Source organism: Streptomyces sp. UW30, assembly GCF_008042075.1.
Lineage (GTDB): Bacteria > Actinomycetota > Actinomycetes > Streptomycetales > Streptomycetaceae > Streptomyces.
Genome location: NZ_RDBN01000053.1, coordinates 1,594,227 through 1,607,556, shown reverse-complemented (window position 1 = coordinate 1,607,556; position 13,330 = coordinate 1,594,227). Strand labels below are relative to the sequence as shown.

Annotated in this window: 19 protein-coding genes and 1 tRNA gene; 4 read left to right on the top strand and 16 right to left on the bottom strand. The window is 70.9% G+C overall.

Going from position 1 to position 13,330, the window contains the following annotated elements; all coding sequences use genetic code 11:
- Window positions 1-135: 135 nt before the first annotated feature.
- Window positions 136-330, top strand: a complete 195-nt coding sequence (locus tag EAO75_RS41810; RefSeq protein ID WP_148000232.1) for a hypothetical protein — start codon at window positions 136-138, stop codon at window positions 328-330.
- A 12-nt stretch (window positions 331-342) separates the two neighbouring features.
- Here the strand turns inward: EAO75_RS41810 and EAO75_RS47950 are convergent, their stop codons facing one another.
- The 9 genes from EAO75_RS47950 to EAO75_RS41765 form a co-directional block, all read right to left on the bottom strand.
- On the bottom strand, window positions 343-633 hold the full coding sequence (locus EAO75_RS47950) for a hypothetical protein (protein WP_261989632.1): 291 nt from the start codon (window positions 631-633) through the stop codon (window positions 343-345).
- 532 nt (window positions 634-1,165) lie between these two features.
- Window positions 1,166-2,053: an RNA polymerase sigma factor SigF gene (locus EAO75_RS41800; RefSeq protein WP_148000231.1), complete on the bottom strand. Its 888-nt coding sequence runs from the start codon at window positions 2,051-2,053 to the stop codon at window positions 1,166-1,168.
- A gap of 268 nt (window positions 2,054-2,321) precedes the next feature.
- Window positions 2,322-3,176 (bottom strand): RNA polymerase sigma factor SigF, encoded by an 855-nt coding sequence (locus EAO75_RS41795; RefSeq protein ID WP_030952812.1) that lies wholly within the window; start codon window positions 3,174-3,176, stop codon window positions 2,322-2,324.
- Window positions 3,177-3,333: 157 nt separating this feature from the next.
- Window positions 3,334-3,627, bottom strand: coding sequence for a Dabb family protein (locus EAO75_RS41790; protein ID WP_148000230.1), 294 nt, complete (start codon window positions 3,625-3,627; stop codon window positions 3,334-3,336).
- Between the two features lie 9 nt (window positions 3,628-3,636).
- Window positions 3,637-3,816, bottom strand: a complete 180-nt coding sequence (locus EAO75_RS41785) for a hypothetical protein (protein WP_148000229.1) — start codon at window positions 3,814-3,816, stop codon at window positions 3,637-3,639.
- Between the two features lie 166 nt (window positions 3,817-3,982).
- Window positions 3,983-4,067: transfer RNA gene (locus tag EAO75_RS41780), tRNA-Ser, on the bottom strand.
- Between the two features lie 72 nt (window positions 4,068-4,139).
- Window positions 4,140-4,571, bottom strand: coding sequence for a tRNA adenosine(34) deaminase TadA (tadA, locus tag EAO75_RS41775; RefSeq protein WP_148000598.1), 432 nt, complete (start codon window positions 4,569-4,571; stop codon window positions 4,140-4,142).
- 74 nt (window positions 4,572-4,645) lie between these two features.
- On the bottom strand, window positions 4,646-5,179 hold the full coding sequence (locus tag EAO75_RS41770) for a hypothetical protein (protein ID WP_148000597.1): 534 nt from the start codon (window positions 5,177-5,179) through the stop codon (window positions 4,646-4,648).
- Between the two features lie 312 nt (window positions 5,180-5,491).
- Window positions 5,492-5,686, bottom strand: coding sequence for a hypothetical protein (locus tag EAO75_RS41765; RefSeq protein WP_148000228.1), 195 nt, complete (start codon window positions 5,684-5,686; stop codon window positions 5,492-5,494).
- Between the two features lie 138 nt (window positions 5,687-5,824).
- Between EAO75_RS41765 and upp the strand changes: the two genes are divergently transcribed.
- Complete coding sequence (gene upp, locus EAO75_RS41760) at window positions 5,825-6,460, top strand: uracil phosphoribosyltransferase (protein WP_148000227.1); 636 nt, start codon at window positions 5,825-5,827, stop codon at window positions 6,458-6,460.
- A gap of 102 nt (window positions 6,461-6,562) precedes the next feature.
- Here the strand turns inward: upp and EAO75_RS41755 are convergent, their stop codons facing one another.
- Window positions 6,563-7,180, bottom strand: a complete 618-nt coding sequence (locus EAO75_RS41755) for a LytR C-terminal domain-containing protein (RefSeq protein WP_148000596.1) — start codon at window positions 7,178-7,180, stop codon at window positions 6,563-6,565.
- Window positions 7,181-7,351: 171 nt separating this feature from the next.
- Window positions 7,352-7,648, bottom strand: coding sequence for a type II toxin-antitoxin system VapB family antitoxin (locus EAO75_RS41750; RefSeq protein WP_003999914.1), 297 nt, complete (start codon window positions 7,646-7,648; stop codon window positions 7,352-7,354).
- 274 nt (window positions 7,649-7,922) lie between these two features.
- Here EAO75_RS41750 and EAO75_RS41745 point away from each other — a divergent pair, with 274 nt between their 5' ends.
- The gene (locus EAO75_RS41745; protein ID WP_148000226.1) at window positions 7,923-9,569 is read left to right on the top strand and encodes a helicase HerA-like domain-containing protein; all 1,647 of its coding nucleotides are present in this window, start codon (window positions 7,923-7,925) and stop codon (window positions 9,567-9,569) included.
- 31 nt (window positions 9,570-9,600) lie between these two features.
- Here EAO75_RS41745 and EAO75_RS47945 read toward each other — a convergent pair whose 3' ends face one another.
- The 5 genes from EAO75_RS47945 to EAO75_RS41725 form a co-directional block, all read right to left on the bottom strand.
- Window positions 9,601-9,726, bottom strand: a complete 126-nt coding sequence (locus EAO75_RS47945) for a hypothetical protein (protein ID WP_261989631.1) — start codon at window positions 9,724-9,726, stop codon at window positions 9,601-9,603.
- Between the two features lie 46 nt (window positions 9,727-9,772).
- Complete coding sequence (locus EAO75_RS41740) at window positions 9,773-10,105, bottom strand: hypothetical protein (protein ID WP_261989630.1); 333 nt, start codon at window positions 10,103-10,105, stop codon at window positions 9,773-9,775.
- A 98-nt stretch (window positions 10,106-10,203) separates the two neighbouring features.
- A complete protein-coding gene (locus EAO75_RS41735; protein WP_148000225.1) occupies window positions 10,204-10,872 on the bottom strand; it encodes an HdeD family acid-resistance protein in 669 nt (222 codons plus the stop codon).
- Window positions 10,873-10,941: 69 nt separating this feature from the next.
- A complete protein-coding gene (locus EAO75_RS41730; protein WP_148000224.1) occupies window positions 10,942-11,532 on the bottom strand; it encodes an HhH-GPD-type base excision DNA repair protein in 591 nt (196 codons plus the stop codon).
- Window positions 11,533-11,611: 79 nt separating this feature from the next.
- Window positions 11,612-12,331, bottom strand: a complete 720-nt coding sequence (locus EAO75_RS41725; protein WP_148000223.1) for a siderophore-interacting protein — start codon at window positions 12,329-12,331, stop codon at window positions 11,612-11,614.
- A 77-nt stretch (window positions 12,332-12,408) separates the two neighbouring features.
- On the opposite strand from EAO75_RS41725, the gene EAO75_RS41720 reads away from it, so the two are divergent.
- The coding region (locus EAO75_RS41720; RefSeq protein WP_148000593.1) for a penicillin acylase family protein at window positions 12,409-13,330 on the top strand (922 nt) is incomplete at its 3' end.

Here is a 13,330-nt window from a genome sequence, read left to right as displayed (position 1 = left end):
CGCGGGCGGGATAAAAACTTGGCAAAGGCAAGTATTGCGACCGTAAATGTGCAGGTGGGGCGGGTTCTGTGCCCCCCTGTGCAGGGGTCGGGCCCCCACTTGGGCCCAACGGGCGGATTCGCTAGGGTCCAGGCCATGGCTAACACCCAGGGCCCCCAGGGCAACCACGACCCCGCAGGCAGCACCCAGATGTTCCGCGCGTTCGTCGACGAGGGCCCGCAGGGCGGTCGGCAGCAGCAGGCCTCCTCCGGTCCCCGCATCGGCCTCATCGTCGGCGTGATCGTCGCCGTGGCGATCGTGGCGGCGGTGGCCTGGCTGGCGCTCAAGTAGTCGCTGCCGGATTCACTCCCACCGGACGGAGACGTCCCGCGTCTCGATGTGCATGCCGAGCGGCACGCGCCAAGCGTCGACGCACACCGTCCAGGTCTTCTCCTTGCGTACCCCGGCCCCGATCGGCGCCGGGAGTTCCTCCGACGACTCGATCGTCGCCCAGTCGATGCCGAGCGCGCCGATGATGTGGGTGCCGAAGGTCACGGTGCCCGAACGCACGGCCGTACCGCCCGAGTTGCGGAGGCCGAGCGTCACCTTCTCGCACCAGCGCTTGTCCGTGGGCTCCCGTACGGGGTCGCTCACGGCCAGCTTCGCGGGCGAGCCGGTGGTCGCGGGCGCGGCCGTCGAGGGTGCGGGTGAACTGCCGGGCGGGGCACCCGAGTCGGACGGCGTGACCGCGAGTCGGACGGCGTGACCGCGGGGCCGGGGGTGTCGCTCGGGAGGCGGGCCGGGCCCTGTGTCCCTTCCCGCCCTGTTTCCTGGGGAGACGCGGGCCCCTGACTCCCGTCCCGGCCGGGGGAGTTGCCGGAGGTCTCGCCGTTGCCGATTCCTCCGTCGCCGCCCCCGCCGCTGTCCGGTTCGTCGAGCGGCACCAGCGTCACCTCGCCCGTCGGCGCGACAGCCGTACCGGAGACGCGGGGCGGACCGCCGGCCGCTCCCGTGGCGACGTACCCGTCACCGCCCCCGCCTCCCCCGCACGCGGCCAGCGTCCCGCCCAGGCAGACGACGGCCGCCGACGCGCCCACCAGGGCGCACCGACGGCCATGTGTCGAGGTCGTCCAGATCCGGCGAAGCATCGGGCCATGGTGGCTGACGCTCCGTCAAATATGAAGGGTCAGTCGGAGATGAGTCCCTCGCGCAGCTGCGCCAGGGTCCGGGTGAGCAGCCGGGAGACGTGCATCTGGGAGATGCCGACCTCCTCGCCGATCTGCGACTGGGTCATGTTGGCGAAGAAGCGCAGCATGATGATCCGCCGCTCGCGGGGCGGCAGTTTGGCCAGCAGCGGCTTGAGGGACTCGCGGTACTCGACGCCCTCCAGCGCGGTGTCCTCGTAGCCGAGCCGGTCCGCCAGGGAGCCCTCGCCGCCGTCGTCCTCCGGGGCCGGGGAGTCCAGCGAGGAGGCCGTATAGGCGTTGCCGACCGCGAGGCCGTCGACGACGTCCTCCTCGGACACGCCGAGCACGGTGGCGAGTTCGGTGACCGTCGGGGAACGGTCCAGCTTCTGAGAGAGCTCGTCGCTGGCCTTGGTGAGGGCCAGGCGCAGCTCCTGGAGGCGGCGCGGGACGCGCACCGACCAGGACGTGTCGCGGAAGAACCGCTTGATCTCGCCGACCACCGTCGGCATCGCGAACGTCGGGAACTCGACGCCCCGTTCGCAGTCGAAGCGGTCGATCGCCTTGATCAGGCCGATGGTGCCGACCTGGACGATGTCCTCCATCGGCTCGTTGCGCGAGCGGAAGCGGGCCGCCGCGTAGCGCACGAGCGGGAGGTTGAGCTCGATCAGCGTGTCCCGGACGTAAGCCCGCTCGGGGCTGTTCTCGTCCAGTGCGGCGAGCCGCAGGAACAGGGAGCGGGACAGGGTGCGGGTGTCGATGGTCTCCGAAGCCGGAAGTGCCGGGGCCGGAACGGCCTCGATGGCCGTTACGTCTTCGAGCGCGGCGTCGGGCGCGGACTCGCTCTTCGTGAGCGTGAGCACCTTCGAGCTGCCCTGGTCTGCGGACATGCCACCCCCTTTGGGTCGCGGGACGGTCGTGGCGAACGCTCCGATCGAGGAACGCCAGCCTTCACCTGAATACCGGAGCCGAAGCCGCGGCAAACGCGCTTCCCGAAGAATGTCACATGTCGGCAACACGCTGTAGTGACATGTCGACACGTGAGACTTGAATCCGCCCTGGATAAAGGGGGTCTGACGGTATTTCGGGCCAGAACTGTCGGGATCCGCCCTGGTGAGCGATTCGCTCGGGACGGTGACCGCTCGCTCCTGTATGCGGTTACGCGTCGATCCGGTTTGCCGAACGCAGCCGTTGGAAGCTACGCGCGAGTAGCCTCGAAACGTGCATCTGGGAGACCCCGAGTTCCGCACTGATTTGCGACTGGGTGAGGTTGCTGTAGTACCGCAGAAGAAGGATTCTCTGCTCGCGTTCGGGAAGTTGCACCAGGAGATGCCGGACGAGATCCCGGTGCTCCACGCCGTCCAGGGCCGGGTCCTCGTAGCCGAGCCGGTCAAGGAGTCCGGGCAGCCCGTCGCCCTCCTGGGCGGCCTCCAGTGAGGTGGCGTGGTACGACCGCCCGGCCTCGATGCAGGACAGCACCTCGTCCTCGGTGATGCGCAGCCGCTCGGCGATCTCGGCGGTCGTGGGGGTGCGCCCGAAGGAGGTGGTGAGGTCCTCGGTCGCGCTGTTGACCTGGACCCACAGCTCGTGCAGCCGGCGCGGCACGTGCACCGTGCGGACGTTGTCGCGGAAGTACCGCTTGATCTCGCCGACCACCGTCGGCATCGCGAACGTCGGGAACTGCACGCCCCGGTCCGGGTCGAAGCGGTCGATGGCGTTGATGAGGCCGATGGTGCCGACCTGGATCACGTCCTCCATCGGCTCGTTGCGGGAGCGGAAACGGGCGGCCGCGTAGCGCACGAGCGGGAGGTTCGCCTCGATGAGCGCCCCGCGCACGCGGTTGTGCTCCGGCGTGCCCGGCGTCAGCTCCTTGAGCTCGCCGAAGAGGACCTGGGTGAGTGCCCGGGTGTCGGCGCCGCGGCTGCGGGGCGGCGGGGACGCGGGAGTGTCCTCCTGGGTCGGGGCTTGAGGCGCAGTACTGGCCGGCACGGTCAACTCCACCTCGTGATCCATCAACTCATCCGTCAAAAGCGGTCATAGCATCACAAGACAGTTCATTGTGTTCAAGTACCGCATAATCCCGTGTTGGGGATGGAAGGGTGCGCAAGACACGCGAAAGCCCCCCGCCGTTCCGGCGGAGGGCTTCAGGTTGCTCGGGGAGCGGCGGGGCTCAGAATTCGTAGTCGGCGATCACCCAGGTGGCGAACTCCCGCCACAGAGCGACGCCCGCCTGGTGCTCGGGGTGCTCCGCGTAGGTGCGCAGGGCGGCCGTGTCCTCGAAGGCGGAGTTGATCGCGAAGTCGTAGGCGATGGGGCGGTCGCTGAAGTTCCAGCCGAGCTCCCAGTGCCGGATCTCGGGGATGCTGCCCTCCAGCGAGCGGAAGGCCTTCTCACCCTCCACGACACGCGGGTCGTCGCGCTCGACGCCCTCGTTGAGCTTGAAGAGGACCAGGTGGCGGATCATGAGTACTCCCTAGCTGTCGCCGCCGTTGGCGATCCACGTCATGAAGTCGCCGATGGCCTTGGCGGCGTCCGAAATGCCCTCGAACCCTACCTGGACGTAGTCCGCCGCCTTGGCCGGGTCCGTGATGATCACGTAGAGCACGAAGACCGCGAGCACATAGATGGCGATCTTCTTGGAATTCACCGCCATCGCGGCCTCCCCTGTGGCTGCTGTGCTGTGACTGCCATGTCTGCCGTGCCGAATGAGTCGAAAGAGCCGAAAGGGGCCCGTGTTATCGGCGGTGAGTGTAACCTTCGCGCCCGACAAGAGATCAACAGCACGAAGGGCCCCGTCCTAGGACGGGGCCCCTCATCAGCGGTAGCGGAGGGATTTGAACCCTCGGTGACTTGCGCCACACTCGCTTTCGAGGCGAGCTCCTTCGGCCGCTCGGACACGCTACCGAGGGAGACCTTACAGCAAGCCGGGCCGTGCTCCGAAATCGGTATTCGCGATGCTCAGCTCCCGTGCCGGCCTCACCGGGACCGGAAGAACTCCGTCAGGAGCCGGGCGCACTCGTCGGCCAGGACGCCCTCGATCACCTCGGGCCGGTGGTTGAGCCTGCGGTCGCGTACGACGTCCCAGAGGGAGCCGGCCGCGCCCGCCTTCTCGTCCCGGGCGCCGTAGACGACCCGGTCCACCCGCGACTGCACGAGCGCGCCCGCGCACATCGTGCAGGGCTCCAGCGTGACGACGAGAGTGCACCCGGACAGCCGCCACTGTCCGACCTCGGCCGCGGCCCGGCGGATCGCCAGCACCTCGGCGTGCGCGGTCGGGTCGCCGGTCGCCTCGCGCTCGTTGTGGCCGGCGCCCAGCACGGTCGTACCGTCCGCGGACAGCACGACCGCGCCGACGGGGACGTCCCCGCCCCGGACGGCCAGTGCGGCCTCGTCCAGGGCGAGCCGCATCGCGGCCCGCCAGCGGTCGCGTACGGGGTCGGGTCCCGAGGGCACCTCGGGCGCCGCCCCCTGGTCGGACGAGGTCAGCGGACGGTCTCCAGGACCTCCGAAGCGCCCAGCGCCTCGGCGATCGCGCTGAGCGCCTCCTCGGCGTCCAGGGACTTCAGCTCCTTCTCGCCGACGCCGAGGTCGTCGAGGATCTCGCTGTCGCCGACGGGGCTGTGCGGGACCGCCTCGGCGCCACCGCCGTCCTCGTCGTCGTCATCCGAGTCGCCGTCCGGCTCCTCGGTGCCGTCGAGGTCCAGGGAGTCCAGGTCGGCGCCGTCGTCGCCGGGCTCCCTTCCGAGCAGTTCGTCGGTGAGCAGGATCTCGCCGTAACTGCTGCGGGCAGCGGCGGCGGCGTCCGAGACGTAGATACGAGGGTCGTCCTCGCCGTCGATCCGGACGACACCGAACCAGGCGTCCTCCTGCTCGATGAGCACCAGCACCGTGTCGTCCTCCGGCGAGGCTTCACGGGCCAGTTCGGCCAGATCCGACAGGGTCTCCACATCGTCGAGCTCTGTGTCGCTCGCTTCCCACCCGTCTTCGGTGCGCGCGAGCAGTGCGGCGAAGTACACCGTGACTCTCCCACTGGTCATAGGCGTGCCGGTTGGGGGTCCCCCCGGCGGAGGTTGGGGGCGGGGAGAGCTGTGCTCCGAGCCCACCCACTCGGAATCGTGGCAGAAACGAGGCGTTCAGGGGACGTCTTCGGCTCCCTGTGTCCGGCAGTTTTGATCGCGTTGGCCCGAGGCGTTCCGCGAGCACGCCCGTAAAGGACTCACCAGCGCACTCCTTGCCGCCACGTGCGGATCGTACGCGGCTTTTGCAGGTGTCCACGCACCCCCGTCGCTCAACGCCCCGGGGGCAACCGATCTTCCCCCAAGCTCGCCCTACCAGCGGAACGTTCGCATACGCATCGCGTGTCGCAGTCGCGCCGCCTTGGCGCGCCGCGGCTGGACGCGGTCCCGCAGTTCGCGGGCCTCGGCGAGCTCCCGCAGGAACTGGGCCCGGCGCCGCCGGCGCGCGGCGACGCTCTCCTCCGGCGTGTCCTGCGTGGGACGCTCCGGGGACTCAGGATCAGGCATCTGCTCACCACCCCCGCTACGTCCCTCCCACTTTCCCTCCGATGGGCGGTTTGATGCCAGCGCACGGGTGATGTGACGGCGCGGCGCTTGCCGCGCGTGGGGACGCCGGGCATACCCGGCCCGGCTAATGTTGTGGACATGCGTCTCCACGTCGTCGACCACCCCTTGGTCGCCCACAAGCTCACCACGCTGCGCGACCAGCGCACCGACTCCCCGACCTTCCGTCGGCTCGCCGACGAACTGGTCACCCTGCTCGCCTACGAGGCCACGCGGGACGTGCGGACCGAAGCGGTCGACATCACGACCCCGGTCACCGCCACCACCGGTGTCAAGCTCTCCTACCCGCGCCCGCTGGTGGTGCCGATCCTGCGCGCCGGGCTCGGCATGCTGGACGGCATGGTCCGGCTGCTGCCGACCGCCGAGGTGGGCTTCATGGGCATGGTGCGCGACGAGGAGACCCTCCAGGCCTCCACGTACGCCACGCGCATGCCGGAGGACCTCTCAGGGCGGCAGGTGTACGTCCTGGACCCCATGCTGGCCACCGGCGGCACGCTGGTCGCGGCGATCCAGGAGCTCATCAAGCGCGGGGCCGACGACGTGACCGCCGTCGTGCTTCTCGCCGCGCCCGAGGGCGTGGAGCTCATGGAGCGGGAGCTGGCGGGGACGCCGGTGACGGTGGTGACGGCCGCGGTCGACGACCACCTCAATGAGCACGGGTACATCGTGCCGGGGCTTGGGGATGCCGGGGATCGTCTTTACGGCGCGGCCGAGTAGGGGCGCCTTTTCGCCGTAGGGGTGCGGTTGTGTGGCGGCTGCGGGCCTGTTGTGGCTTGTCGCGCAGTTCCCCGCGCCCCTGAGGGCGCCCCGGAGGGGGCTTCAGCAGCTCTTCTTGGAAGCGCTGGTCGTCGGCTTCGGGTGGACAAGTGCGGTCAAGGCCTTGTCGGCGTCCGGCTTCTTCGTGAGCTGCTTGAAGCGGTCGCCGATGATCAGGTCCACGGTCGCGGCCTTGCGGGTGGCGTCGGTGCGGCGTTCGGCCCCGGCCAGCTGGGTGGCCAGGACCGGCAGCGAGGTGTTCAGGGACGCGGCGGGGCCGAGCAGTATCCCGGTGCCCTTGACCTTCTTGTCGTAGGCCTTGGGCGCGTTGCCCACGTCGCCGATCTTGAAGCCGCGCTTCTTCAGCTCGTCCGCGGTCTGCTTGGCGAGCCCGCTGCGGGTGGTGGCGTTGAGCACGTTGACGGTGATGCCGCCCGGCTTGGGCAGCGGCGCGGTCGCGGAGGGCGACGGGGTCGCCCGGGTCCCGCAGTCGGACTTCGGGCCGGCCGCCGAGGCCTCTCCGCCGCCGCCCGTGAAGACGTCGATGAGCTGGAGCGTTCCCCAGCCGACCATGCCGAGCGCGGCTACCGAGGCGACGGCGAGAACGACGAGTCTGCCGCGCCGCCGACGAGGCCGCATCCGTGGGTACTTGTCCCCCCGGATGCGGTACTGGCCGCCCATGCCGGAGGGAGTCAGCATGCTCATGGGCGCAGCGTAGTGCGCCCGGGCGGCAATGCCTACTAGATGATCAATCGAGGCCGCCGTTCGGACCAACCCGACATGGGCAGCGGGTGACGCCCGGGCGTGTCAGCCCGGGGTCGGTCCGGAGTCGGCCGGGGGTCAGCCCGGACTTCAGTCCAGTTCCAGGACTCTCGCGTGCAGCACCTGGCGCTGCTGGAGCGCCGCGCGCACCGCGCGGTGCAGGCCGTCCTCCAGATACAGGTCGCCCTGCCACTTCACGACGTGCGCGAAGAGGTCGCCGTAGAACGTCGAGTCCTCGGCGAGCAGGGTTTCCAGATCGAGCTGGCCCTTGGTCGTCACGAGCTGATCGAGGCGGACCGGGCGCGGCGCGACGTCCGCCCACTGCCGGGTGCTTTCCCGGCCGTGGTCGGGGTACGGCCGGCCGTTTCCGATGCGCTTGAAGATCACACGGAAAGCCTACCGGTCAAGACGTTCCGGGCGCAGCCATGGCGGCGGAGTGCGACGCTGGAAAAGATGGGTCAAACCGGGACGAACAGGCAAACGCCGAGGGAATGACGGCCGGATCGGAAGCCGGAATGGACCCGTACGGAAGCCGAGGTGGCGGCCGGGGGCGGGTCGAACGCCGGCTCGAACATCGGACCGGATCGGGGGAGGAAGCCCGTCCGGTTGTCGGCAGGCGATGGATCGGACCCGTCGGAGCACGAGCGCGCGGAGGGCTGACATGAGCGATCGCAGGACCACGCCGAAGGCCGGGGCCACGGCCGCGCCCCAGGCCGCCGCTCCCGAGGCGCCCGGCGGTGCCCCGGCCCTCCCGCAGGAGGCCCTGGAGATCGCCGCCGGCTACACCTTCACCGGGCCCGCCCTGGACCTCGGCGCCCTGCTCTGGGACGGCCGGTGCCTGCCGGACGCGCAGATCCGCGTGCCGTTGCCCATGCTCAACCGGCACGGTCTGGTCGCGGGCGCCACCGGCACCGGCAAGACCAAGACGCTCCAGCTGATCGCCGAGCAGCTGTCGGCGCAGGGCGTGCCGGTGTTCCTGGCGGACGTAAAGGGCGACCTCTCCGGGGTCGCCGCGCCGGGGCAGTCGAACGACAAGGTCCGCTCCCGCGCCGCCGAGGTGCACCAGCAGTGGACGGCGACCGGCTTCCCCGCCGAGTTCCACGCGCTGGGCGGCATCGGCCGCGGCATCCCCGTGCGCGCCACGATCACCAGCTTCGGCCCGGTGCTGCTGTCCAAGGTCCTCCGGCTCAACCGGACCCAGGAGCAGTCCCTCGGGCTGATCTTCCACTACGCCGACACCAAGGGCCTGGAGCTGGTCGACCTCAAGGACCTCAGGGCCGTCGTCGCCTTCCTGACCTCGGACGAGGGCAAGGGCGAGCTGAAGAACATCGGCGGGCTCTCGACCGCCACGGCCGGGGTGATCCTGCGCTCCCTCACCGCCTTCGAGGCGCAGGGCATGGCCGACTTCTTCGGGGAGCCGGAGTTCGACACGAGTGAGTTCCTGCGGACGGCGCCGGACGGGCGGGGCGTGGTCTCGGTCCTCGAACTGTCCGCCGTACAGGACCGGCCGCAGCTGTTCTCGACGTTCCTGATGTGGCTGCTCGCCGACCTCTTCCACGATCTGCCCGAGGTCGGGGACGCGGACCGGCCGAAGCTCGTGTTCTTCTTCGACGAGGCGCATCTGCTGTTCGACGACGCGTCCGAGGCGTTCCTGGACGCGATCACGCAGACCGTGCGGCTGATTCGCTCGAAAGGGGTCGGCGTCTTCTTCGTGACGCAGACGCCGAAGGACGTGCCCGCCGAGGTGCTCGGCCAGCTCGGCAATCGCGTCCAGCACGCGCTGCGCGCCTTCACCCCCGACGATCAGAAGGCGCTCAGGGCCACGGTGAAGACGTTCCCCAATTCGGCGTACGACCTGGAGGAACTCCTCACCGGCCTCGGCACCGGCGAGGCCGTGGTGACGGTGCTCAGCGAGAAGGGTGCGCCGACACCGGTCGCCGCGACCCGGCTGCGGGCGCCCGAGTCGCTGATGGGTCCGATCGAGGCGGGCGCGCTGGAGCGGGCGGTGACGGCGTCCGCGCTGTACGGGCGATATGCACAGGCTGTGGACAGGGAGTCGGCGTACGAGAAGCTCCAGGCGTCGCGCGGGGGGAAGGGCCCGGACGAGGTGCGCGGCGGGAAAGGCCCGGACGAGATCCGCGAGGCGGCCGGGGCCGGGGAGAGCAGGGCCCGGCACAAGGAGCAGCCCTCCGTCGTCGAGCAGGTCGTCGGGAGCGGCATGTTCAAGTCCCTGGCTCGGTCGATCGGTACGCAGATCGGGCGGGAGATCACCCGGTCGGTCTTCGGTACGGCGCGGCGGAGGCGGTGACCCGGAGAAGCCCGCCTCCGCCGCGGCCGCGTCAGCCGCGCTCCCGGACCTTCGGGGGATGCTGCGGCTCGTCCTTCTTCGCCTGCGGTTTCGGCGTGTTGCGTACGGCCTCGGCGCGCAGCAGGGCGCGCAGGACCGCGTACGGATCGGTGGGCATGACGGTGCTCCTTGTGTCGTCCTGACTGACCTCGTCGCGGGGTCTGTCAGCAACGCAGGACCACGGTGCGCAGGATGTGCGGGACATACGGCGGCCCGGTCGGCGCGGTGGGCCGGGAGCCCGGTGCGGCGTCGGGCGCCGGCTGGAGCGGCGGCGCCGGACGCGTCCGTACGGCATGGCGGCGGTCGGTGCGGGCCGGTGGCCGCAGGGCCGTGTCGAGGATGTCGTGCTCGACGACCTCGGCGGCGGCCTCGGCCGGCATGGGCAGGGCGTGCGCCTGGGCGTGTGCGCCGGGCACGAGCAGGGCGAGCAGCAGTACGAGGACCCGCAGCCAGGCGCGGCTGCGCGAGCGGCATCGTGCGGTACTCGCGGTACTCACGGAAGGTCATCTCCCCGGATGCCGTACGGCGTTCATCCCGTCCGGGGGCAGAACCGCCCGCACGGCGTAGGGGGCAGGGGTGGGTATCACGGTGCGTGTCACAGTGCGCGCGGAACCTGACGGGCCGCCCCGCGCAGCCGCAGCGCGGTGACGATCTCGACGAGGCCGACCGCCACCAGCCAACACCCGCCCAGCACCATCAGCACGGTGATCGACTCGACCGGGGAGACGATCAGCACGATCCCGGCGAGGAAGGTGACGACCCCGAGCAGGACCTGCCAGCCGCGGGCCGGCACGGACTGGTCGGAGGCGGCGGCCAGGGTCTGGGTGACGCCGCGGATGAGCCAGCCGATGCCGATCCACAGGGCGAGCAGCAGGATCGACTGCATCGCGCCGCGGAAGCAGATCAGGCCGAGCAGGATCGACAGGGCGCCGCTGATGAAGGCCAGCACCCGCAGCGAGGTCGTCCGGTGGGTGCCGAAGGCGGCGACCAGCTGGAAGACGCCGCTGGTCAGGAGGTAGAGGCCGAAGAGGACGCCGGCGACCCGGAGCGAGGCGTCCGGCCAGACCAGGACGACGACGCCCAGGACCAGGGAGGCGACGCCGGTGACGAGGACGACCTGCCAGGCGGCGCGGGACAGGGCGTGCAGGGGGCCTTCGAAGGGCGGCTCGGGCTCATGGGACGTCACCGGCCCTGTGCGGCCGGAGTGGATCCGGCGGTCGTCGTAGTCCCGGCCCAAGGGGGAGCCGCTCGGCGCGTCGGTCATGCTCCATGCTGGGAACGAGGCCGCCCGGCCCGCCATTCGGGGCGGGCCACTCGGCTGACGCCGGCGGCGCTACTTGCCCGCCTTCGCCGCCTTGGCCGCCGCCTTCATCTCCTGCTTGTGCGCGCGCACCTTGGTCAGCGACTCGGGGCCGGTGATGTCGGCGACGGACCGGAAGGACTCCGACTCGCCGTACGCGCCCGCGGCCTCCTGCCAGCCCTTGGGGTGCACACCCAGCTGCTTGCCCAGCAGCGCCAGGAAGATCTGCGCCTTCTGCTTGCCGAACCCGGGCAGGTCCTCCAGCCGGCGCAGCAGCTCGCGCCCGTCCTCGACGCCCTTCCAGACGAGCTCGGCGTCACCGTCGTAGCGCTCGACGAGGTACTGGCACAGCTGCTGGATCCGCTTGGCCATCGAGCCCGGATAGCGGTGCACGGCCGGCTTCTGAGACAGCAGGGCCACGAACCCGTCCGGGTCCTGGGCGGCGATGTCGTGCGCGTCCAGGTCGTCCGCGCCGAGCCGGTCCGCGATCGTACGGGGCCCCTTGAACGCCCACTCCATCGGAACCTGCTGGTCCAGCAGCATGCCGACGAGCGCGGCGAGCGGGCTGCGGCCGAGGAGTTCGTCGGCCTCGGGGTCCTGGGCGAGATGCAGGGTGACGTCCATGACCCCGATGATGCCGCGCGCGCCGTTCGGACGCGCGCGGGGGGCAGGGGCGCGCAAGGGGTTCGCACCCCTGCCCCGGTCAGGGGCGCCAGTACCCGAGCGCGTTCACCCGCTGCTTCGGCAGGCCCAGCTCCCTGCGGACGTACGCGGTGAGGGTGCGGGTCGTCGCCGTGTCGCAGGCGATCCAGACGTACGGGTCCGGGGCGGCCTTGAGCAGGTCGGGCAGGGTCTCCTTCACCTGGGCGACCAGGTGGGCCCCGGCGTCCTGCCTCGGCAGCGTCCGCACGTCGTGGCGGGACTCGGCCGTGCGGAAGGGCAGGCCGTCGCGCTCCCCCTCGAACCACACCGTCGCCGGGGCCGAGTCCAGGGCGCCGAGCAGGGAGTTGAGGGCGGGCAGGGAGGCGGTGTCGGCGATGGCGAAGACGTGCGAGGGGGCCGGGTCGGGGTCGGTGAACCCCGTGCCGTGGACGGTCGCCTCGATCGTGTCGCCGGGCTTCGCCGAGCGTGCCCAGTCGCTGGCGCAGCCCTCGTGCAGCGCGAACTCCAGGCTGAAGGTGCCGGCCGCCGGGTCCGGGTCGACCAGGGTGTAGGCGCGCTGGTGGGGCTTGCCCCCGTTGTCGAACCACAGCCGGACCCACATGGTGGGGTGGACGCCGGTCGCCGCCAGCATCCCGCCGTCCGTGAGATGGACGCGGCGGTACTGCTCGGTGACATCCTCGGCCCCCGTCACCGTGAACGCGAAGTCCTTCGCGCGCAGCAGCTTCAGGACCGTTCCCTCCCAGCCGTGCCCCTGCCCCATCAGCTCTTCACCCTTCGCGTACGATTCCCGCACCAATAACTTAGGGAAGCCTAACCTAAAGCAAAGGAGGGGCACAGGTGACCGGCGAGATCTTCCGCGATGCCTGGGGCATACCGCATCTCCGCGCGGACGGGGTGAGAGAACTCGCCCGCGCACAGGGCCGGGTCACCGCCCTCGACCGGGCCTGGCAACTGGAGGTCGAACGACACCGGGCGCAGGGCACCTCCGCGTCCTTCCTCGGCGCCGATTCCCTGCCCTGGGACCGGTTCGTCAGACGGACCCGCCTCGACGACACCGCGAGACGCTGCTTCGCCGAATTGGAGAGACGGGACCCGGAGACGGCGCAGTGGGTGCGGGCGTACGTCGACGGGGTCAACGAGGGGCTGGACGAAGGCGCCCGCCGTACGCCGGAGTTCGCGCGGACCGGGCTCGCCCCCGGCCGTTGGGAGCCCTGGACCCCGCTCGGCGTCTGGCTCGGCATCCACATCCTGTTCGCGGGCTTCCCGGCCAAGCTCTGGCGCGAGCAGGTCGTACGGCATCTCGGCGCCGACGCGGTCGCTCTGTTCGCCGCCGACGGGCCGGGCACCTCCGGCAGCAACGGCTGGCTGGTGAGCGGCGAGCGGACCGTCACCGGGCACGCGATCATCGCAGGCGACCCGCACCGCTTCATCGAGGACCCCGGCGTCTACCAGCAGATCCACCTCTCCTGCCCCGAGTTCGACGTCGTCGGCCTCGCCGTCCCCGGCGTCCCCGGCATCGCCCACTTCGGCCACACCGGCACGGTCGCCTGGGCCATCACCAACGCCATGGCCGACTACCAGGACCTGTACCGGGAGCGGTTGCGGCGCACCGGGGCGGGCGTGGAGGCGCTGGACCCGGACGGGGTGTGGCGACGGGCCGCCCGGCACACCGAGTTCGTGGAGGTCGCGGGGGAGGAGCCGGTCGAGGTCGAGGTGATCGAGACGGCGCGAGGGCCGGTGGTGATCGGGGGACCGGAGG